This window comes from Klebsiella sp. GG_Kp173 (assembly GCF_040062415.1).
Lineage (GTDB): Bacteria > Pseudomonadota > Gammaproteobacteria > Enterobacterales > Enterobacteriaceae > Klebsiella > Klebsiella quasipneumoniae.
The window spans coordinates 50,955-73,516 of sequence record NZ_JBEAFZ010000023.1 but is presented as its reverse complement, the minus strand read 5'-3'; the positions used below and the strand labels follow the sequence as shown (position 1 = coordinate 73,516).

The following is a 22,562-nucleotide window of genomic DNA, read 5'->3' as shown; positions in this document are numbered from 1 at the left end:
TCCTGATATAAATCATTAGTAAGCTGATTTATTAACAAATCCTTTAAATATAGTCAAAAAAATTATTTTAAAATCAAAAAATAGACTCCATGAACGAATGTATTCAAGATCAAACTCAACTCTTTTTTCCATTTTGTCAATTGTATCTGTCTCGCCCCTCCAACCATTTATTTGAGCCCAACCAGTAATACCTGGCTTAACCTTGTGACGTAACATATAACCTCTGATTAGTTTTCTATATTGTTCATTATGCGCAACGGCATGCGGTCTCGGTCCAACTATAGACATATTACCCATAAGAACATTTATGAATTGTGGCAACTCATCAAGAGAAGTCTTCCGCAAATATTTACCTACAGTAGTTACTCGCACATCATGCTTCTTCGCCTGTGTAACCACACCGTCGTTTTCCATAACTTTCATTGATCTAAATTTCCAGACTTTTATAGGTTTACCATCCATACCATATCTTATTTGCTTAAATATCACAGGACCAGAAGATGTCAATTTCACAGCCAATGATATACAAATAAGTAATGGTGAAATAAGTAATAGTATTAAGAATGAAAGCACAATATCCTCCATCCTTTTAATTACCATATTTATCCCATTGAGAGGTGTATCGAAAAGAGGTACAACAGGTATTCCATTTATTTCCTCTGTACGTGATTGCAATATATTAAAAGTCAACATATCAGGTATTAAACTTACTGAACATGTTGTATCTTTCAGTTCCGTTATTAATGATTTTATTTTCGCAGACTCTGACATTTTCAAAGATATATATATGCGATCCAATTTACCATTTTTAGCATCAACAACTAAATCTGCTAAATTTCCAACATATGGCAACCCTTGAGTGTCTATATTTTTCGTATCATCGTAAATACCTATTACATTGAATCCGAGCCAAGCTTCTTTCTTAAAACTGTTAAGTAGGTTGATACCCTCTCCTTCTCCACCAGCCACCGCAACGTTTCGAGTATTATATCCCATTCGACGGAAGAATCCAGCACCTACTCGAATAGCCCCCCTCGAGAGAACAATGGAGATTATAACTATAAAATACCATTCGAGAAAAAGAATAGCTTTAACATTACCAAAAGAGAAAAAATAGACAATTCCCAAAGTAAATAAAAAACTACCACTCCAGTTACGTATGATCAGACTAATCTCGGCGGAAAAATTCACACCTCGCCAGGAACGATAGAAATCAGTAATACCGCCAATCATTTGGAAAAAAGCTAGTCCTATCAGAAAAATGACAAGAAATTTATAATCAACCTGTTGTTTATTAATTTTGAGGATCAGATACAATCCTGCTAATATCATAAATATATCAGAAAATCTTTGAAGCATTGATATTAATGAAGCATTCGCTTTCGAATGAACTCTCTGGGCTTTAGATATCATTATAATTACCGTAATATGATTTATTAATATATGATTTTTTTATTACTGCTAAATGTTTCCCATTGTTTTTGTATACTCATTTGTAACTCGTGTTTAAATCTATCTGCAGAAAATTTTAATGCTTGCTTTCTGCAATTATCAGAAGTAAACATATGAATATTATTTTCAAAAGTTTCAACGGCAGTAGCTACAGCAGAAACGAGCTGTGAGTCGAAGAAAATCCCTGTGGGTTCACTTTCACCAAGAGGTCTAATTGTTTCTAACGCTCCGCCTTTTCCGAAGGCAATAACAGGTGTACCGCATGCCATCGCCTCAACAGGAGTAATACCAAAATCTTCTTCTGCTGCAAATACAAAAGCTTTGGCATTTTGCATATAATCAACCAAAACTTCGTTTGGTTGATAGCCCAAAATCTCAATATTTCTCGACGCTTTACTTTTTATTTTATTCATTTCGCTCCCATCGCCAATTACAACAAGAGTTTTATCTGGCATACTACTGAAAGCTTCCACTATCAAATCAATTCTTTTATAGGGAACTAATCGCGAAGCCGTCAAATAAAAATCATTTTTCTTTTCTTTTACGTTAAAACGATTAACATCGACTGGAGGATAAATTACTTCAGCTTTTCTTCCGTAAATTTTTGCTATCCTACGCGCAATAAAATGTGAGTTAGCAATAAAATGGTCAACACTATTTGCAGTACGATAATCCCAAATTCTCATTTTATGTAAAATTATTTTTGCAAATAATGATTTTATTCCTTTTTCGAGTTTTGCTTCTCGTAAATATTGATGCTGTAAATCCCAAGCATATCTTATTGGGGAGTGCACATAGCTAATATGTAATTGATCAGGCCCCGTCAAAATCCCTTTTGCTACTGCATGACTGCTCGATAAAATAATATCATGCCCAGAAACATCAAGCTGTTCAACAGCGAGCGGCATTAATGGAAGATAATTTTGGTATTTTTTTTTCGCCCATGGTAAGGATTGAATAAATGTGGTATTTACTTTTTTATTATGAATGAATTTTTTATTTTCTTCATGCAAAAATTCTATTACCGCATATAAATCAGCTTCAGGGTATAGTTCAAGAAACTCTGCAATAACTCGCTCTGCACCAGCAAAAGTCACTAACCAATCCGCAACAATGCCGATATTTAATTTATTTTCCATGTTTTCTTCCTCTCCGGCAATTTAACATCAAATTATAGTCATAATTTTTAAAATTAGATTTTACATTCTTTATATAATGCCCGTAACTTCAATTTGTAGTTCTCATATGAAAACTCATCTTTATCAAGTAAATAATTCTGCCCGCTAAATCGTTTACTTTCCAGTAGCAAAGTATCTAACTCCGATTTACTATTATACTCAAAAAAACCATACCTTTTTGTTAATTCCGCCATTTCACGTAAGCCACCGTAACCTGGACATATAACAGGCAAACCCGCAGCTGCAGCTTCTATTATAGAAATCGGTGCATTTTCATACCAAATTGAAGGCAGCACAAAGATGTCATAATTTTTTAAATTATGTACAAGTTTTTCTCGTGTAACTGCACCTTTGAAATTGACTATTAAGTTTTTTCTCACTGGCACAGATTCTAGTAATTGACGTAAAGATCCGTCCCCAAATATATCAAAGATGACCTCTATTGTTGTTCTCTCATTTAGAACAGAAAAAAACTCCAAAATACCTTTTTCTTCAGATAGTCTCCCTGCATAGACAAGCCTAACTGTCCTATTAGACTCATTGCTCTCTAAAATAGTAGAACGCTCATCCGAAGCTGGAAAACTCACCGGATTCCTTATAACATTTATTTTCTTTTTTACACCATAATTTTCAAACACCTGTTTAAGAAATGCGCTTGGAGAAATTATGATATCAATGACATCATCCAAACGCATAACATCATATGCAAGTTTATGTTGAACATACTTAAGCATTGAATAGGCTATACCTCTATGGTCATAAAGCCCACCATTTGGAAGTTTAAGGGAACCCGCGAATGCATCGAAGTTATATCGTTGATTATTTTTAAAATATTGAAAACCACTATTGGGACATATAAAATGATAGTCATGTGCAGTAAATATAACCTTACATGCATTCTTTTCTTTATATTTCCTTATTGCATGTAATACAGAGGGTGATAGATAATGATAATATGAATGCAAATGAATTATATCTGGTTTGTTATTAAGGATTTTTTTTATCCGTTTATAATTCTTAAAGGAATAAATATAGGATATTGGATCGGTTTTTTCATCGGAGTATATGATGTAATTTGTATTTCCTAACGACTCTGATACTTTTATAGTATCTCTGAATACCGCTTCGGCGCCTCCACCATCAAACGAATCTGAAACATGAAGTATCTTCATAATATAAAACCTATATTTATAAATTTATTAAATGTATTTGCTAAAGAACCTATTAAATACAAATGTAACTAACTTTCTCTGAAGTAATTTTAAAAAATTTGTTTTATCATAAAATTTCGTTTTGAAGTGCTCGGGTATTATATATTCTTTACTATTTTCCAAATCTGAATAAGTAACAACTTTTGCGTCTAGATAGGCTGTATCATCAGGAATTTTAAAACCTCTGATTGAGAACCATTCAGCACCATTCGCTTTATCATGATAAAAAATGTTATTATCTTTTGTGTTATTCTTTCTAGTTTCAATTCTTTGCTTTATTTGCTGTATATTTCTATATTGAAAATGTTTCAATCTAACGAAATTATCCGCTGGTTTATAAATATTGATCGGCCAGTTCATTTTAGGTAACCAGATAGTATCTTTTTTAAATTTAAAAAACCTTATCTCACTCCAGTTACATTTATAGTGAGATAAGTCTTTATAATTTTTATCAATACCAGATGTAACCATATCCTCTGTCAAATAATACTGGAAACTTGCACACTTGACATAATCAACTGTATGATTTAAGCCCTCAAGGAAAACGCGAGGATTATCAATATAAATTTCATCAGCATCTAATCTGCACCACCAATCACCAACATTGGCAATATGTTTAAAATCTTGAAAAACTCTTTGTCTTATTGCATCCGTAAATGGCCCTTTATATACTCCCCAAAAGATTATTCTTTCATCTTCATTACTAATTTTTTGAATATATTCAGTGCAGCCGTCCTTGCTATTATTATCTAAAATGATAATTTTATTAGCCCAGTGCAATGCGGAGTCGATCACATCAGGTAAAATGTCTATTTCGTTTTTAACCGTCATCAAACAATATATGTTCATCTACTTAACCATTAGAATATATTAATAGAAAAATCGTCATTCATCACATACGGTATATATTTTCCATTGTTATACACAACCATATAAAAAAATATATATATCAATAAAAATGAAAACACACTCCATGAAAGAAATGGTCTTTTTTCAGGGGTGATTTGCTTCATAACATATGGAAAGTAAAAAACATAGCCTATAATAAAATATTGATATAGGCGCCCAAGCCCCAAACTAGATAAACCTAAAAAAGCCACACAAAATTGTATAACTAATGTTATTGAGCATAGATAAAATGACATGGCAGCAAGCTTATCTTTTATCAATTCCTTAAAATTAACCACAATAAATGTTAGGACAAAAAACACCAAATTTACAATAAATATTTTTTGACCTGATGAATTATCGGCATCTACGGAATATCTTGAGAATTTCTCTAATGCGTCAAACCCTGATACGAAACTAGCTATATACAGAGATGCTACGGAAAGTAAGAAAAATGAAATTACACTTGTAAAGTACACCATCCAGTATCTTTTTTTCATTAGATAATATGCTACCGGAATAAAAAGGCAGAATGCTGCGCTATAATGAAATAATATTGCAACCACTAAGATAATATATGTTTTTATGTATTTTTCTTCGATTAGATATACTATGGCTAACATAAACCAAGCGACAGCCATTGTTTGTCTTAAATTGTTCAACTGAACAAAATACATGCCTCCATATAGCAGTAAAATTACTATTGCAATTGTAATTTTTTTTTCTAATTTGATTATTGTATACAAAAATAAAAAATTTATTATTAGCGCATAAAATAAAAACAAATAAAAATACTGTTGCCCGAATAAATTACTGATTAGCCAATATATTGCACCATCACCAATTTCTATGCCCTGATTTACCCACTCTAAAATAGAATAATTATATGTCAGGAATTCGGCATACATTCTTGAATCTGACCCAACTGTATCATTACGTAATGCGGGCACACTAACTAGTACAATAAAAAGAACTAGTGCTAATATATTTTTTACAAGTCTTTGATTTATATAGTCATAGATTAATGAAAATATCACACATGAAAATATTAATAAAAAATACACCTCCATTACAATCCCCCTCCATTTAATTCAATTTAGTTTGATTTAATTTAATTAGCTTATCATTACGTAAAAAATAGAACTAATAACACCGTGACTTATAAAATATAAGTCACGGTGTTTTAGATAAAATCAATTATTCTTGTATGTATAACCATAGTCATGATAACCATAACCATAATAGTTACTAGCCTTTTTCACTACTCCATTCAGTATACATCCTTTGACTGCCACTCCACTCTGTTCAAATCTTCTAATACTAACTGTAATTTCTTTTACTGTATTTTCTTCATAACGAGCCACTAGAAGCACTGTACCAACATATTGTCCAATAATTGCAGCATCAGTTACTGCCAAAATTGGTGGTGTATCTATAATAACCAATTCATAATTTTTTGATGCCCATTCTATAAACTTTTTGAAATTAGTATGCATTAGTAATTCAGCTGGGTTTGGTGGCACTTGCCCTCGCCCGATATAATCAAAGCCACCTTCTCTACTATTTTTAATAACAGAATTCACATCCTTTTGACCTGATAGTATATCTGATAAACCATATCCAACTTGTTCTCCACCAAGCATTTTATGAACATATCCTTTTCGGAGATCGGCATCAATGAACAATATTTTTTTGCCTGCTGAAGCAATAGTTGCAGCGAGATTTGTACTTACAAAGGTTTTACCAGCATTTGGGCTTGCCCCTGAAATCATTAAAACATTATTTTTCGCCTCTAGCATAGCAAAATGCAAGGTTGTTCTAAGGCTTCTAATCGCTTCGACTGCCATATCAGCTGGATTTTCTGCTGTTAATAAAATTGTGGATTCATTTTTCTTTCTTTTATTTTTATCAATATTTTTCATCAACCATTCGGACACTGGGACGCTGGCATAAACACTTACACCAGCTTCCTCTAACTGTTCAGGAGATTCAATTCCTCTTCGCAAAAATACTCGGAGAAGGACAAGCCCCATTGAAATGAATAAACCAAAGACTATGCCAATCAGAACAATCATTATTTTCTGGGGCTTGACCGGTTTGGGATTAGTAACAGCTTGATCAATTATCCTTACATTACCTACCGCACTTGATTTTGCAATATTTAATTCTTGTTGTCTGTTTAATAATTGTAGATATACAGCACGACCAGACTCTACATCCCGACTGAGTCTTAATACTTCTTGTTGAGTGGAAGGCATTACACTAACTTTCTTATTTAGTCTATTTTTCTCATCCTGTAACGTTTTTCTTTTCTCCATTAAAGCCTTATATGTCGGATGTTCACGTGTATAGAGCTGAGATATTTCGGCTTCTCTGAAGGTCAATTCATTCAGTTGGTTATCAACATTAACGATTTGATCTAGAACACTTTTTGCCTCCATAGAAAGATCAACAGAGTCTTTTTGTTTTCTATATTCGTTAAGCTTACTTTCTGCGATATCTAATTCTGTCCTAACTTTAGGAAGTTGTTCATTTAAAAAATCAAGGCTTTTTGCGTCTTGAGCAGCCTGACGAGCAATATTTTGTGCTAAATAGTTTTCACTGATATCATTTAAAATGGTGGCAATTAATTTTGGATTTTCGCCAGTTAACGTTAGGCTTAATATACCAGTGTCTTTTCCCTGTTCTGTAACTTTAAAAGATGTACCAAGATTTCTTATTGCTTTGAGCTGATCTACATAATTAATCTCGAATACTGAACCTTCTTTTGCATCAATTGAATCAACTCTGATCGTCAATCCTGCTTTTTTGATTAGTTCTCCTACATTACCACTAACTTCATTTCCGTTGTATTCAATTATAAATTTCTGGCTATCCGCCACTTTCAATGTAATATCTGGCGTCTCTGTTTGATCTTGGGATTCAAGATGAAGCATCCCTACAGTTATTTCGCCAGCACTTTGTCCCGTTAATCGAGCATATCCTCTGCCAATTAGTGGAAAATACTTCCTCTGTACATTGATCTGTAAGTTCAAGTCATTGACGGTTTTACCTAGAATCATTCGTGATTGTAAAAGAGCGATTTCTGGCGCTGATTGCGGTTGTGAATCAGGTAATACTTGACTAAGGCTATTTAAAATAGCGTTGCCTTGTTTTTGTTCAATCTGAACAAGAGCATCAGCTTGAAAAATAGGGGTTGCAAATATTGCATATATTAATGCAATCAACGTAGAAAGAGTTGTTATAGATATAATTAACTTACGATGATCTATTAACTCTCCTATTAAACGTCCTAAATCGATTTCATCGTTATCTTTAGTTTTCTCATTAACTTGTGACATCAATTTTTTCCTGTTTAGGCCTTAATAAGCTTTTCTACCCAAAGCTGGCTAGAGCGTTGTATCAAAACAAATACTGAAGCAAAAGCTTCATCACTCTTACGATACGGATCGGGAATATCCCGATTTTCTAGCCAATGCCCAAATAACATTGTTTTACCTCTTGCTTCGGGAGCTATTTTTTCAATTTGATTGATATGAATTTTTTCCATAGCCAATATCAAATCATAATTACGTGCAAGTTTTGCTGTAAACTGCTTGCCTTTATGACCTTCTAGTGATATCCCATGTTTTTTAGCAATTTTTATAGCACTATTATCAGCATTGTGATCTATAAGAGCCGCCGTTCCAGCAGAATCAACTTGCATGGTAGGTAATAGTTGTTTCAATATGCGCTCACCAATCGGTGAGCGACAAATATTCCCTGTGCAAACGACTAGGATAGAATTAAACATAATTATGGCCATTCCTTAACATATTTTACAGTTTCCGTCATATCGTGTACTCCTGTAATTGTAGGTACTAGTTGAGAAATTACGCGATTCCACCGTACCAATGGTGCAGTTGTTACATAAACGATGTCATAAGGCTGCAGCTGAAACTCTGTGCCTAAAACCATTGCAGATGCGTCCTGAGCATTTAACTGATAAATATTTGCAATTTTACCTTTTTTATCATCTTTTATTTGCCGAATTACGAATACTCCGGTCGCATCACTAAATGCTTGCGACATACCTTCTGCATTTCCAATTGCTTCGGCTAGTGTCATACCACTTCGATCCATTTTCATCGTCGATTGTTTACCAACCTCCCCCATGACGAATACTTTAAGATCATCATTACGTGGTACAAATAAAATATCACCAGGATACAGCATATGATTCTGGGTGAGATCCCCCTTCTGCATTAAGGCATACAGCGATATTTTTGTATCTTTTCCATTATGTGTTAATACAACATTTCGCCAGTCTGCATCTGGAGCCAGCCCACCAGCAGCATTTATTGCATCCATTACTGTCAACGGAATATTGGTTATCGGTTGCTGGCCAGATTTCATAACCTCACCTGTCACATATGTCTTTTGTGATCTAAATGCAGCAACACTAACATCAACCTGCGGGCTTTCAATATAGGTGGTCAAACGGCTGGCAATATCCTGCCGTACTTGGCTTAGGGTTTTACCCGCCACCTGCACCTTACCGATATATGGATAGAAAATGGTACCATCGGAGTTGACCCAGTTACCAGTGTCGCTGGCGCTACGGTATTGCCCTGCAGGCGTTGTCAGCTCCGGGTGATCCCAAACAGTAACCATCAATACATCGCCCACACCAATGCGATATTCATAACTGCGTAGTAAATTATCCAACTGTGGGTTTGGACGAGCAAGAACGGTTTCTGGACGAAGCTGATCGATAAGCCCCGGTGTCATAGGGTACACATTTACCAGTTTATCCAGATCGTAATCGCTGTCCGGCAGCTCAACTACGTTCTTCCGCAGACTGTTTAATCCCTGACCAGGGATAATGGTACAACCCGATAAAAACCCAATCGCCAACGCTAATGCCGAAAATCTAACAAGTTTTTTCTTCATAATGTCACATCATCAGTAAATCAAAATTTGCCAATTCCTGAGCAGCTGTCATAGCCGTTGCTTCCCTGCCGGCTTGTGGAGAGATAAAAGCTGACTGCGTCCTGCAGCGCTACCACCCTCTCTCCCATGTTTTCAGCATTCAGCCTTATAAACTAAACGGTATCTCTATCCCTGCGCTAGCCCCAACGTCATCGCTGTCGCTATTGTTAGCGTTGGTGTACCACAGTGAGGTATTCAGACGGATCGATTGATAAACATCTCCGCTCCAACCCAGCTGGACCCCCTTCAAGGTATCAGCATGAGGGAATGCTTTGTTTATCGACTGATTCTCCGGGTTAACTTTGGCGTAAACCAGGCGTGTACTCCAGCGCTGGTTATCCTCCGTAATAAGCTCAACCTTACCGGCAACGAGTTGACCATCCCCGCCCATTGCGTCACCCAGAGGATAACCCTGCTGGTAGTAGCCATCCTTATAGATATGATGCGTATAACTGTAATTGGTCCGGCTCATATTGGTGCGCGTATCATGCGCTTCCAGGTACCAGTTAACCGCATCCTTACCCCAGCCGTGGTGCCCTTCAATCCCGCCGAGGAACATATTTGCTGAAGGCAGGTAACCAGATTCATCCTCACCGATCATCTGTCCGTAGAAACTGACCGGCCAGCCAAGCGTCGGCTCGAGTTTAAACTTAAAGTCAAAGCCGGCCAGTTGGTTCCCCGGTTCGTTATCCGTTCCGGTATTGTCTTTCCCTGTAAAGCCATCCCAGAAGCTGCTAAATGATTGCGGTCGCCCTTCCCCACCCCATTGCATAATGCGTGATGCGCCTAGCTCTAAAGACTGGAAAGGTGAAAAGGTGAAACGTCCGCCGATTATTTTGGCATGGGGTACCGCGGTATATTGATTCATCTGGCTGGCGGAGATCTGATACTGCCATGGCCCCACCCAACGTAACCACCAGGTCTCTGGAGCCGCCTGCTCGGCTCGCTGCATCAGGAAACCGGTCATCGGCCGCATGGCATCCCCGCGGATCAGGCTGCCTTCATAGCCCGGCCCCCACCACTGCGGAACCTGCCCAAAGGAGAGCCACTGATTCCAGAATTTCACCGCACCGTATGCACCGTTGGCGTTGAAGCGAGATCCGTTACTGATCCGCTCACCCCCTTCGACGTTACCCTGAAGGTGGACATCCCACCATTCGCCGCTATTGTTGAACGCCAGGCCTAACGAGTTATCTGCCGGCTGCGTCTGACCAAACCCCTGAGGGGTACCCGGCTGGTCGGTTGAGGTATAGCCGGTGACCCGGAAATCCGCTTTTAAGGCAGACAGTCGCTGGTTAATACGAGCCAGCACCACTTGCTCAGAAGAATAGGACGGTTTGGCTTTTTTTAACGCCCGGGCAATCTCTTCCTGGCTCAGCGGCCATGTCGACAGGCTCAGATGGATGACCCCGCGATCGGAAAGCCAGGCAAGGTCGTTTCGCAGATCGTTATCATTTACTACTAACCCGGCCGCGTAAGCCTGGGCTCCCAGTGAGGAAAGCAAACCCAACGTCACGGCAATGCGCGCAATTTTTATCATTGTACAAGATCCATTTTCAGCCCCGCTGTCGTATCTCAATGAGAATGAGGGGAATACCAAGATAGAAAGCGCTCGCGGCACCAGCTGACTTCACTGTGCAACACCGGCGAGGCAAGTGCAGTTACCCTAAGCTGCTTGTTAGCCTTATAACATCCACCCAGCTCACAATGTAGGCGAATTTTACCCTACAGGCTATCGATGAGACAGGAAAGTTGGTTTAAAGGTGATATCAGCAGCCGCTCCTGACCCTTTTTGAGGATATCTGATAAGCAACATAGATATCTCATAGCGTTTATCACCGATAGTGTGTCGATTTTTATAGCCGCTCAAAGAAGGTGTTTTGTGTTGCAGCAAGTGGTTTCAGCGACGCTACCGCCCCTGGCTTAACAGCTACCAGCGCACTGACTACCTGAACGGCTTATTTAATCGGCCTATGGGTGATAAATTGGTCAGGCCTTTATTTTTTGCGGCGTTAAGTCTACGGGATTTCGGTCACAATTGGGAGTCTTGCTGCCGAATATCTGCCAATTAATGCTGCTTGCCCTTTTATTGGCGAAAATAAGCGGATCAACCCTTAAGATTATTCACTACGTAAACGGCCATAAAGTGTCACGTTGTTGCCACACTATCAAGCATGAAGCTAACCATTTGTAAAACAAGATATTTTACGGAAAGGTCGCGTCATTCAATAATCAAATGATGGCGTCTAAGTCAACTACAATTTCTAATAGTTTCCTGGTATCAGAATATTCAGCAGACGTGCTCCAGGTCCTTTCTCAGTGCATTTAAGAAACGTCTCATACCCGCTGTATCCAGGCGAATATGAAATAGCAATGTAGTAGCACTTCATTATTTCATAAATATGAATTATCAATTGCCTGGCATATAGTAGATTATTTTCTTATTTGTCTAATTAACCGGCGAAAACTTAATTTCCCCTGTAAAATAAATGGCGATTACCAGACCTGCTTATGTAGATCAGTTCGAGTAAAGGGTTTATCCAGCGGCCCAATTGTAGTGGCGATTTGCCCCAGCAGGGACTGAGTCGGTGCTTTATTGCCGCTATGCAACAGAATAAGGGGGACCATCACCAGGCACGCGACGCCGCCCCAGGAAATCCTCACGCTTTCCGAATGGGTGGTACGTTTTTGCAGCAGCAGGAACAAAGCGCTGCCAGCAGCACCGAGCAGCAGGCCAGCAATCACTTCCGAGACGGAATGCGCATGAATGACCAGCCGTGAATAGCCCACCACAGCGGCCAAAACATAGCCGGTGACGACGGCTGCTTTTTGCACACCCGCCGAAAAACGAGCGCTGAGCAGCCATAAGAAGATAGGCCAGAAGGCCGCGGAGAGCGCTGAGTGGCCGCTGAAGCCGGTGTAATCCAGCTCGCGAATACCCAGTCCCCAGCCCATAAAGGCCAGTTTGGAGGCGCAGACAATGGCGCCGGTGATGCCGAACAGCAAACTCCACTGCCACGCCAGCAACCGCGACGTTTTACGCAGTATCAGGACAATAAACAGCGCCGCTGCGCTGGGCAGCAAAACGGTGCTATCGCCAAAAAATGAGATGAGTTGCCAGTTCATATACCTGTGATCCTTCGATGATGTCCACTGCCGTGCTCAGGGATTATCCGTAATGTCTGTACCAGCTCGCATGCCAATTCATTTCACATTTTTATGCATGCAAGTGAGATGTTTAAAGCGGAAACATGATCGCAGTCAAGTTTTATTTTTGGCTGACGTTGACCACTTTCCCTGCACTTTAGGAATTGTCGCACTAAGTGACTATTCATAAAGCATTATTGCCGCTACTCCGACCATTGCACCACAGAGGCCAGAGACAAACTACCAGAAGTCTCCGAAGCCATACGTTTCTTTACAATCGTTATAACATTCACGTTATGAATAAATTCTGCATAACGTTATGAGCGGCAGGACGGATGTTCAGAGCCTGCCGCTCGGTCTCAGGCTGGCGTTCAGGCCAGCAGTTTTTTAATGCTTTCGCGGAATTTGGTACCCTCTTTCAGGTTACGCATTCCGTAGGTGACGAAGGCCTGCATGTAGCCCATTTTCTTACCGCAGTCATAGCTTTCGCCAGTCATCAGCATCGCGTCAACGGACTGCTTCTTCGCCAGTTCGGCAATGGCGTCGGTCAGCTGGATACGGCCCCAGGCACCCGGTTCGGTACGCTCCAGTTCGGCCCAGATATCCGCCGACAGCACGTAGCGGCCCACCGCCATCAGGTCGGAGTCCAGGGTCTGCGGCTCGTCCGGTTTTTCAATAAACTCAACGATACGCGCAACCTGCCCTTCCGCCACCATCGGCTCTTTGGTCTGAATCACGGAATATTCGGAGAGATCCCCCGGCATGCGTTTCGCCAGCACCTGGCTACGGCCGGTCTCGTTAAAGCGGGCGACCATGGCGGCGAGGTTATAGCGCAGCGGGTCCGCAGTGCCGCCGTCGAGGATGATATCCGGCAGCACCACGACAAACGGGTTGTCTCCGACTACCGGGCGGGCGCAGAGGATGGAGTGGCCCAGACCCAGCGGCTGTGCCTGGCGCACGTTCATGATGGTCACGCCCGGCGGGCAAATGGCCTGGACTTCCGCAAGCAGCTGGCGCTTCACGCGCTGCTCAAGCAGGGCTTCCAGCTCGTAGGAGGTGTCGAAGTGGTTTTCCACCGCGTTCTTCGAGGAGTGCGTCACCAGGACAATCTCTTTGATCCCGGCGGCGACGATTTCATCAACGATGTACTGAATCATTGGCTTATCAACGATCGGCAGCATCTCCTTTGGAATTGCCTTTGTGGCCGGCAGCATATGCATGCCTAGTCCTGCGACCGGAATAACCGCTTTCAAATTCGCCATATTCATCTTCACCTGTTTGGTTGCAAAACACGCAGTTATGCAAAATTGTACATGTCACAAATCCATTGAAACTGATAATACACGGATACTGCCCGGGCATCTGCCCGCCAAATTCTTAAATTCACTGTCACCTAAAAGAATACACACAACTTCCATTTACCAACAGTTAGAGCTGAGAATAATCTTATTTTCGTTCAGGTTATTCAGCGGCTCGTTTCCTGCACCACGCCATGTGGCGGAGAGGCGCGCCAGGCGGGCTTTCCGGGGCGCCGGGCCCGCCACGCTGTGCCTGTGCCCGCAAAGAATAGATATAGATAATAAATTTAGCCAGACAATATATTTCAGCATAAACAGCCAGATATGGTGACATATTACCGCAATTCGGCGTCTATGAACTGCGATCTGCCCTATTCTGCGCTCACTTCATAATATGAATTTTGCCGGTTTTGTGAGCGGGCTTCGCGCTTCGCTTCTCCTGTGCGCATCAATGCTCGCCGTAACGAACCGTGGGATGAAGCCCTTTTACCGCCCTCGCTGATACGCAGCCGAAAAAGTTCTGATACCGGCTCGCTTATTCCAGAGCAGTCGCCATGGTGTTATTTTTTCACTGTTCTTTACCGGAACATAATTCTTGTCGGTTCGCTTTATGTGCTGGAAATATATCCATCCATGGCAGGGCGATATCCGCGTCGTTATTGCATTTTAGACTCATCTTATCCATGATCGTGGTAACACATACCGCAGTCGTACAGGTTTTAATACATATGGAATGGATTGCCGATCCGTCAATCTGGGCAGGTCTCGTCACGCTGGTGGTTATCGAACTGGTGTTGGGCATCGATAACCTGGTCTTTATCGCTATCCTCGCCGAAAAGCTCCCGCCCGCCCAGCGCGACCGCGCGCGGATCACTGGTCTGATGCTGGCGATGGTCATGCGTCTCCTGCTGCTGGCCTCTATCTCCTGGCTGGTCACCCTGACCAAACCGTTAATTGCTTTTCGCGACTTCAGCTTTAGCGCCCGCGATTTAATCATGCTGTTTGGCGGCTTATTCCTGCTGTTCAAAGCGACCGTCGAGCTTAATGAGCGGCTGGAGGGGAAAGACAGCGATAACCCCACCCAGCGCAAAGGGGCGAAATTCTGGGCCGTGGTGGCGCAGATCGTGGTGCTCGACGCCATTTTCTCCCTCGACTCGGTGATCACCGCCGTCGGCATGGTCGATCACCTGGCGGTGATGATGGCCGCCGTGGTTATCGCCATCAGCCTGATGCTGATGGCCAGCAAGGCGCTGACGCGCTTTGTTAACAGCCACCCGACCATCGTGATCCTCTGTCTTAGCTTCCTGCTGATGATCGGCTTCAGCCTGATTGCTGAAGGCTTCAGCTTTATTATTCCGAAAGGCTATTTATATGCGGCAATTGGCTTCTCGGTGATGATTGAAGCCCTTAACCAGCTGGCGCTGTTTAACCGCCGTCGCTTTCTTTCCGCCAATATGACGCTGCGTCAGCGCACCACCGAGGCGGTGATGAGCCTGCTGAGCGGTCAGAAAGAAAAAGCTGAACTGGATGCTGACACGGCGTCACTAGTCGCCGATCAGGATCATCATCCGCTGTTTAATCCGCAGGAACGCTTGATGATTGAGCGGGTGCTGAACCTGAATCAGCGCAGCGTCAGCAGTATTATGACCTCCCGCCATGATATCGAGCGCATCAACCTCAGTGCGCCGGAGGAAGAGATCCGCAGCCTGGTGGAAAAAAATCAGCATACCCGCCTGGTGGTGACCGGCGGGAAAGATAATGAAGACCTGCTGGGAGTGGTGCATGTTATCGACCTGCTCCAGCAGTCCCTGCGCCAGGAGCCGCTGGATCTGCAGGCGCTGGTGCGCCAACCGCTGGTCTTTCCTGAGGGGCTGCCGCTCCTCTCCGCGCTCGAGCAGTTCCGTCAGGCCCGCACCCACTTTGCCTTTGTGGTGGATGAGTTTGGCTCCGTCGAGGGGATTGTGACCCTGAGCGACGTGATGGAGACCATCGCCGGCAACCTGCCCAACGAGGTGGAGGAGATCGACGCCCGGCACGATATTCAGCATCATCAGGACGGTTCATGGACGGTCAACGGCCATATGCCGCTGGAGGACCTGGTGCAGTACGTTCCGCTGCCGCTGGATGATAAGCGTGAGTACCACACCGTTGCCGGTCTGCTGATGGAGTATCTGCAGCATGTGCCGCAGGTGGGAGAAACCATTGAGATTGACGGTTATACCCTGCGCACGCTGCAGGTCGACAGCCATCGGGTGCAAAAGGTGCAGATCGTCCCGCCGGTAAAGCAGGATGAGCTGGATTATGAGGTGTAATCCTAAGGGATAAATAACGGCCCGGGGTATCCCGGGCCGTAAAATTGATAGCCAGGTACCCTGTTTATTGCCTGATGGCGCTTCGCTTATCAGGCCTACGGAATGGCGACACAAACCGGGGGACTCCCCCACCGCACAACCCAGGCCGAGTCAGGCGTAGCCGCCGCCCGGCGTTAACGTGACATCACACTTTGACGATATTCTCTCATCACGGGGAATTGATGCTCTACAGCCGCCACACTGCCTGACGGCGCTTCGCTTATCAGGCCTACGGGACGGCGACACAAACCGGGGGATTACCCCTATCGCACAACCCTGGCGGGATCAGGTCTAGCCGCCGCCCGGCATCCACGTGACATCCTACTTTGACGACATGCTCACAGCCCGGTAGTCCCGGGCTGCTGGTCTGGACGATTACAGCTTATCGAGCAGCTTTTTGGCGTCTTTGCTCTCTTTGCTACCTTTATTACGTTCGACCCAGTCGTTGAGGCGCTGCTTCGCTTCATCCTGCAGCTGTTTGCGCAGGATCTGGTCGACCTGCAGGCTGTAGCTCAGCGACTGCCAGTCGCCATAGATGCGCAGCGGGATAGCGGTCTGTTTCAGGCGGTCGATAAGTTTGCCCTCGCCTTTCCAGCCGCCGAGCACGCGCACGTTAAAGCGCATATCGCAGTTCTCTTTCTGCAAATCAAGCTGACCTTCGCCGGTCATCGCCATCACATCGGACTGCCCCTGCAGGCGGTTCAGCGTCACCAGCCCGTTATCCAGCGTGAGCTGGCTGCTCACGGCATCCAGGCGGGTGGCATTGTCATAGTTTTCCTGCGCCCGCACGTTGGTGCTGCGCTCCACGGCCTGTTGCACCAGCTGCTGGAAGTTAAGTCCTTCGGTTCGGGTATCGGTCATCTGGAGCTGCGCCTGGCCCTGCCAGTGACGGCGGAAATCATCCGCGTCAATGCGCGTTCCGGAAAACTCGCCGGTCAGTGACAGCTTGCCGGTCAGGCTTAATGAATAGTTGAAGGCTTTGATCAGCGAACCAATCTCCACGTTCTGCAGCGCCGGCTGGAACGTCGCCTGCGGCGTGTCGCCGCGGGCATCAAGGGTCCCGGGGAGGGAGAGCTGGCCGCCGTCGAGGGTGCCCTGCATTTTGCTGACCGTCAGTAGCCCCTGCTGATTGCTGATTTCGCTCTGCACCTGGGTGAAGTTCAGGCCGCGCCACTGCAGCTGGTCGGCGCTCAGGGCCATCCGGCCGTTAAAACCGCGCAGGCTCTGATAATCTTCGCGCTCATCGCTGTCGGCGATCACCGGACGCAGCGGTCGCGTCTGGCTCTGGCCCTGCTGGCTGGCGCTGCTGTCGGTCGCCGGCGAAGAGGATGCCAGCAGACTGTCGAGATTCAGGGTGGTGGCATGCAGATCCAATGACCAGTCCGGGCGGTCTCCCAGAACCACGCTGCCGTTGCCGGTGAGGGTGCTGCCGCTGGCCATCAGGTTCAGATTATCAAAGCGCAGAGTCTTGCTATCTTCCTGCCAGCTGGCCTGCAGGCTCCCCTGACCATTGATGCCGTCGGGGGGCAGCTCGGCGCCGCGCAGCTGCCAGCTGAGCTGGCTAAAGTCGGCTTTTAACGAGTGCGGATAGTCGCCACCCTGCACGGTGGCGGAGAAGCTCAGCGCCAGGTCGCGCTGGTCGCGGTTGACGCGGCCGGAGAAATCGACGGTGGCCCGGTGGTTCTCATCCTGCTCCATCTGCAGGCGGATGTCGCGCACGGTCACCTGCTCGCCGTTCTCATGCTGGAAGAAGAGCACGCTGTCGGCCACCTGCAGCTGGCGCACGTCGTAGGACCATCCGCGGTCCTCCGGAGCCAGCGGCAGGGTGTTGTCATGCGGCACCACCGGCGCGGCGCTGTCGCGAACCGCCTCGGTTTTCGGGGTCAGTTGGATCACCGCCCCCTTGAGCATCACCTGCTTCACCTGCAGCTGGTGCGAAAGCAGCGGCAACAGCGCCACGTCGAGGCGCATGTTGTCGGCGCGGATCACCGGCTCCTCGGCACCTCGGGCGGTCAGCGTCATGCGCCCGCTGAGAATGCTGAGCTGCGGCCAGACGTGCCAGCGCAGGGGGCCATCGAGTTCAAGCTGATAACCGCTGCGCTCTGCCACCTGATGCACCATATAGGCGCGAAAATCGTTGGGATTGACCAGCAATACCAACGAGGTAAGCCCGGCGACAATGACCGCCAGCAGGATCATCAGCGTTGTCAGTATTCGTCTCATGGCACCCTCAGCAACACCCCGTTGACGTTATCAATCCTTGTCGATTCGGCTCGCCACCGCGCCCTGTTGGTCGCGATATTTGGCGTCTTCACGGCGGTTATATGGCCGCGCCGCCGGGCCCGATAAGGGTTCAAAGCTCAGCGCGCCGATGGGCATCCCCGGGCGCAGCGCCAGCGGCAGTTTGCCGGAATTGTAGAACTCAAGCACGATGCAGCCGGACCAGCCCGGGTCGATGCGGTGCGCAGTCACGTGCACCATCAGCCCCAGGCGCGCCAGCGAGGAGCGTCCGTCAAGCCAGCCCACCAGGTCGGCAGGCAGGGTGACCGACTCGTAGGTCACCGCCAGCGCCAGTTCGCCTGGATGCAGGAAAAAGGCCTCCCCTTCCGGCAGAACGATCTCTTCGCTCATCACACGGTCCAGCGCGGCGCTGACCTCGGCCTTCGGGCCGCTTAAATCGATAAACGGCGCCGTGTGGCCGCGGAAGGTGCGGAATTTATTACCCAGCCGTACATCAACCGTCGCGCCATTAATACGCTCAACGGGCGGGCGCGGATTGATGGCCAGTCGCCCTTCATCCAACCAGGCTTCAATATCTCGGTCACACAGACGCATGGGCTTTCTCCTTATAAGGCTGCTTCCCGCACGCTTCGCGGCGGAGAGGGCAACAGGGCTACTCTTTGCACGTTACACAATTCGGCCAGGTTATTCAAAGAACTGACTGATTTTGGCCTTCAGAATATCAATCGCGATGCGGTTTTTGCCGCCGCGCGGCACGATGATGTCGGCATACTGCTTCGACGGCTCAATAAACTGCAGGAACATCGGGCGCACGGTTTTCTGATACTGGGCCATCACCGAGTCCATGGAGCGGCCGCGCTCGTTTACGTCGCGCTTAATGCGGCGCATCAGGCAAATATCGAGCGGGGTGTCGACGAAAATAGAGAAGTTGAGTTCGTTACGCAGACGCGCGTCGGTCAGCAGCAGGATCCCTTCAAGAATAATCACCTTCTTCGGCTCGACGTGAATGGTGTTCGGCGTGCGGGTATGCTCGACGTAGCTGTAGACCGGCAGTTCAATCGGCTGGCCGCTTTTCAGCATCTGCAGGTGCTGGAACAACAGACTGTGGTCCATTGAGCTCGGGTGGTCATAGTTGGTTTTGACGCGCTCTTCCATCGACAGATGACTTTGATCTTTGTAATAGCTGTCTTCCGGAATGACGCCAATATGTTCGTCGCCAACTTGTTCACGCAATTCGCGATAGAGAGTACTGGCAATAAGACTTTTGCCAGAAGCCGATGCGCCGGCGATACCTACAATGACGCACTGATGGGACATATCAGTCATAAATTTTTGCGACCTGATTAACCTGGATAGAGATGGAGGGTGGCGGCGGACCGCCAAACGCGGCAATTATAGGGATTTCAGCGTCCCGATACCAGTGGTATGCGCCCCGGACGGCTATTCCGCCGCCGGCGCCCAGTCATCGGTATACCAGATATGCAACAGCGCATAAGATCGCATCGGCTGCCAGCGGCGGGCATAGCGGGCGATGGCGGCTGGCGTCATTCCCGGAAAGCGCTGTTTAATCAGGTAGTCGTCCGGCAAAAAGATATCCTTCGCCTGCCAGCCGCGCAGGGCAAAGTAGTTTGCCGTCCAGCGGCCAATCCCGGGCAGAGTCTGCAGCTGACGCAGCCCGGCGTCGATATCCGCCGGCGCCGTCAGTGGCAGCTCGCCGCTGAGCGCCGCCCGGGCGAGGTGGATCAGCGCCTCCGCGCGGCGAAGCGGCATCCCCAGCGCCTTCAGCCCCTGCGGATCGGCCCGGGAGAGCGCCTCCGGCGTCGGGAATAAGGCATAGCCGGGGGCGTCCGCCAGCGGTTCGCCCCAGCCGGCCGCCACTTTGCCGGTGAGCCGGGCGGCCATCGCCACGCTCACCAGCTGGCCGAGCACCGCGCGCACCGCCTGTTCGAAAGCGTCCAGCGCCCCGGGCAGGCGCAGCCCCGGTCGCGCCTGCGCCAGGTCGCCCAGCGTGCGAGCGACCTGCTGCGGGTCGCAGGCCAGATCGAACAGCTGGCCAATTCGCGCATAGCAGATCTCAGCCACCGGCTGCAGCCCCGGGGAGAGCGTCACCCGCAGGCCCTGCGCCTCCTCGTCCGGCGCCAGATGAATCAGCCCGCCGTGGCCTGCTACGCGAAAGCTGCGGCTGTAGCCGCCGTCATGAAAACGCTCGACGCCAGCGACCGCACGCGCCTGCAGAAAACCAACCATCCACGCCCAGTCGTAAGGCGGGGTCCAGGGTAACAACACCATAAGCTCTCCTTTATATAGCGTTTCAATGATAGTCGCCCTTCACCGTCAGCGCCTTGCTTTTAAATTCCGGTTGTCGCCATGACGGCGATCCGCTAAAGTCGCCCCCCCTTCTTCACCGGCATGGGGATTTTGCAGACGATGTTTATTGGTTTTGACTACGGCACCGCCAACTGTTCGGTGGCCGTGATGCGGGAAAACAAGCCCCAGCTGTTGACGCTGGAAAACGGCAGCGCGCTGCTGCCCTCGATGCTCTGCGCGCCGACGCGCGAAGCGGTCAGCGAGTGGCTCTATCGCCATCATGACGTCCCCACCCACAGCGATGAAAACCAGGCGCTGCTGCGCCGGGCGATTGCCGCCAACCGCGACGAAGACATCGAGGTGCTGCGCAACAGCGTGCAGTTCGGCCTCGCCTCACTGCATCAATATGTTGAAGATCCGCAAGAGGTCTACTTCGTTAAATCGCCAAAGTCCTTCCTCGGCGCCAGCGGCCTCAAGCCGCAGCAGGTGGCCATGTTTGAAGACCTTGTCTGCGCCATGATGCTGCACATCAAACTGCAGGCGGAAAGCCAGCTGCCCGAGCAGATTGACCAGGCGGTGATTGGCCGACCGATTAACTTCCAGGGCCTCGGCGGCGACGACGCCAACGCCCAGGCGCAGGGGATCCTTGAGCGGGCAGCCCTCCGAGCCGGTTTTCGCGACGTGGTCTTCCAGTTTGAACCGGTGGCCGCCGGCCTGGATTTCGAAGCTACCCTCAATGAAGAGAAGCGGGTGCTGGTCGTCGATATCGGCGGCGGCACCACCGACTGTTCCCTGCTGCTGATGGGTCCGCAGTGGCGGGAGCGCGCCGACCGCCAGCAGAGCCTGCTCGGCCACAGCGGCTGCCGCATCGGCGGTAACGACCTCGACATTGCCCTGGCCTTTAAATGCCTGATGCCCCTTCTCGGCATGGGCGGTGAAACGGAGAAAGGCACCGCGCTGCCGATCCTCCCGTGGTGGAATGCGGTGGCGATCAACGACGTCCCGGCGCAGAGCGATTTCTACAGTACCGCCAATGGCCGACTGCTGAACGACCTGCTGCGCAGCGCCCGGGATGCCGATAAGGTGGCCCTGCTGCTGAAGGTCTGGCGTCAGCGTCTGAGCTATCGCCTGGTGCGCAGCGCCGAAGAGAGCAAAATCGCCCTCTCCAGCGCCGCCCGCGTTGAGACCGCGCTGCCGTTTATTCAGGACGAGCTGGCTACCGATATCGCTCAGCAGGGTCTGGAAGCGGCGCTGGATCAGCCTCTGGCCCGCATTATGGAGCAGGTGCAGCTCGCCCTCGACAGCAGCCAGACCACCCCGGATGTGATCTATCTTACCGGCGGTAGCGCCCGCTCGCCGCTGATCAAAAAGGCTCTGGCGGCCCGGCTGCCCGGTATTCCGCTGGCCGGTGGCGATGATTTTGGCTCGGTAACCGCCGGGCTGGCCCGCTGGGCGCAGGTGGTTTTCCGCTAGTCCCCCCCGGCGCTGCCGCGCAGCAGGTCTGTCCTGATCGTGGCG

Annotated in this window: 16 protein-coding genes and 1 pseudogene; 2 read left to right on the top strand and 15 right to left on the bottom strand. The window is 47.4% G+C overall.

All coding sequences use genetic code 11. From position 1 onward, the window contains the following. Positions 1-15 precede the first annotated feature (15 nt). The 11 genes and pseudogenes from wcaJ to galF form a co-directional block, all read right to left on the bottom strand. Positions 16-1,413, bottom strand: coding sequence for an undecaprenyl-phosphate glucose phosphotransferase (wcaJ, locus tag ABLU50_RS12960; RefSeq protein WP_087832114.1), 1,398 nt, complete (start codon positions 1,411-1,413; stop codon positions 16-18). Positions 1,414-1,436: 23 nt separating this feature from the next. After that, positions 1,437-2,591: a glycosyltransferase family 4 protein gene (locus tag ABLU50_RS12955; protein ID WP_032730789.1), complete on the bottom strand. Its 1,155-nt coding sequence runs from the start codon at positions 2,589-2,591 to the stop codon at positions 1,437-1,439. Between the two features lie 53 nt (positions 2,592-2,644). Further along, a complete protein-coding gene (locus ABLU50_RS12950) occupies positions 2,645-3,802 on the bottom strand; it encodes a glycosyltransferase (protein ID WP_087832113.1) in 1,158 nt (385 codons plus the stop codon). A gap of 27 nt (positions 3,803-3,829) precedes the next feature. After that, positions 3,830-4,672 (bottom strand): glycosyltransferase family 2 protein, encoded by an 843-nt coding sequence (locus ABLU50_RS12945; RefSeq protein ID WP_160326455.1) that lies wholly within the window; start codon positions 4,670-4,672, stop codon positions 3,830-3,832. A gap of 29 nt (positions 4,673-4,701) precedes the next feature. Beyond that, positions 4,702-5,799: an EpsG family protein gene (locus tag ABLU50_RS12940; RefSeq protein WP_087832111.1), complete on the bottom strand. Its 1,098-nt coding sequence runs from the start codon at positions 5,797-5,799 to the stop codon at positions 4,702-4,704. Positions 5,800-5,922: 123 nt separating this feature from the next. Beyond that, on the bottom strand, positions 5,923-8,070 hold the full coding sequence (locus ABLU50_RS12935; RefSeq protein ID WP_087832110.1) for a polysaccharide biosynthesis tyrosine autokinase: 2,148 nt from the start codon (positions 8,068-8,070) through the stop codon (positions 5,923-5,925). Positions 8,071-8,084: 14 nt separating this feature from the next. Continuing rightward, complete coding sequence (locus ABLU50_RS12930) at positions 8,085-8,522, bottom strand: protein-tyrosine-phosphatase (protein ID WP_032730794.1); 438 nt, start codon at positions 8,520-8,522, stop codon at positions 8,085-8,087. A 2-nt stretch (positions 8,523-8,524) separates the two neighbouring features. Further along, the gene (locus ABLU50_RS12925; protein ID WP_085551319.1) at positions 8,525-9,661 is read right to left on the bottom strand and encodes a polysaccharide export protein; all 1,137 of its coding nucleotides are present in this window, start codon (positions 9,659-9,661) and stop codon (positions 8,525-8,527) included. A gap of 145 nt (positions 9,662-9,806) precedes the next feature. Further along, positions 9,807-11,240, bottom strand: a complete 1,434-nt coding sequence (locus ABLU50_RS12920) for a capsule assembly Wzi family protein (RefSeq protein WP_087832109.1) — start codon at positions 11,238-11,240, stop codon at positions 9,807-9,809. 956 nt (positions 11,241-12,196) lie between these two features. Continuing rightward, complete coding sequence (locus ABLU50_RS12915) at positions 12,197-12,826, bottom strand: phosphatase PAP2 family protein (protein WP_087832108.1); 630 nt, start codon at positions 12,824-12,826, stop codon at positions 12,197-12,199. A 360-nt stretch (positions 12,827-13,186) separates the two neighbouring features. Beyond that, positions 13,187-14,115, bottom strand: a pseudogene (gene galF, locus ABLU50_RS12910) (GalU regulator GalF). Positions 14,116-14,873: 758 nt separating this feature from the next. On the opposite strand from galF, the gene ABLU50_RS12905 reads away from it, so the two are divergent. Next, positions 14,874-16,457: a TerC family protein gene (locus tag ABLU50_RS12905; protein ID WP_023318705.1), complete on the top strand. Its 1,584-nt coding sequence runs from the start codon at positions 14,874-14,876 to the stop codon at positions 16,455-16,457. A gap of 414 nt (positions 16,458-16,871) precedes the next feature. Here ABLU50_RS12905 and asmA read toward each other — a convergent pair whose 3' ends face one another. The 4 genes from asmA to alkA form a co-directional block, all read right to left on the bottom strand. Beyond that, positions 16,872-18,719 carry an outer membrane assembly protein AsmA gene (asmA, locus tag ABLU50_RS12900; protein WP_049003005.1) on the bottom strand — a complete coding sequence of 616 codons (1,848 nt, stop codon included), beginning with the start codon at positions 18,717-18,719 and terminating at the stop codon, positions 16,872-16,874. A gap of 30 nt (positions 18,720-18,749) precedes the next feature. Further along, the gene (dcd, locus tag ABLU50_RS12895) at positions 18,750-19,331 is read right to left on the bottom strand and encodes a dCTP deaminase (protein WP_004151145.1); all 582 of its coding nucleotides are present in this window, start codon (positions 19,329-19,331) and stop codon (positions 18,750-18,752) included. 90 nt (positions 19,332-19,421) lie between these two features. Then, positions 19,422-20,063, bottom strand: coding sequence for a uridine kinase (udk, locus tag ABLU50_RS12890; RefSeq protein WP_002912442.1), 642 nt, complete (start codon positions 20,061-20,063; stop codon positions 19,422-19,424). A 114-nt stretch (positions 20,064-20,177) separates the two neighbouring features. Continuing rightward, the gene (gene alkA / locus ABLU50_RS12885; RefSeq protein ID WP_048325112.1) at positions 20,178-21,026 is read right to left on the bottom strand and encodes a DNA-3-methyladenine glycosylase 2; all 849 of its coding nucleotides are present in this window, start codon (positions 21,024-21,026) and stop codon (positions 20,178-20,180) included. A 138-nt stretch (positions 21,027-21,164) separates the two neighbouring features. On the opposite strand from alkA, the gene yegD reads away from it, so the two are divergent. Continuing rightward, positions 21,165-22,517, top strand: coding sequence for a molecular chaperone (gene yegD, locus ABLU50_RS12880; RefSeq protein ID WP_087832212.1), 1,353 nt, complete (start codon positions 21,165-21,167; stop codon positions 22,515-22,517). The last annotated feature ends 45 nt before the right edge of the window (positions 22,518-22,562 follow it).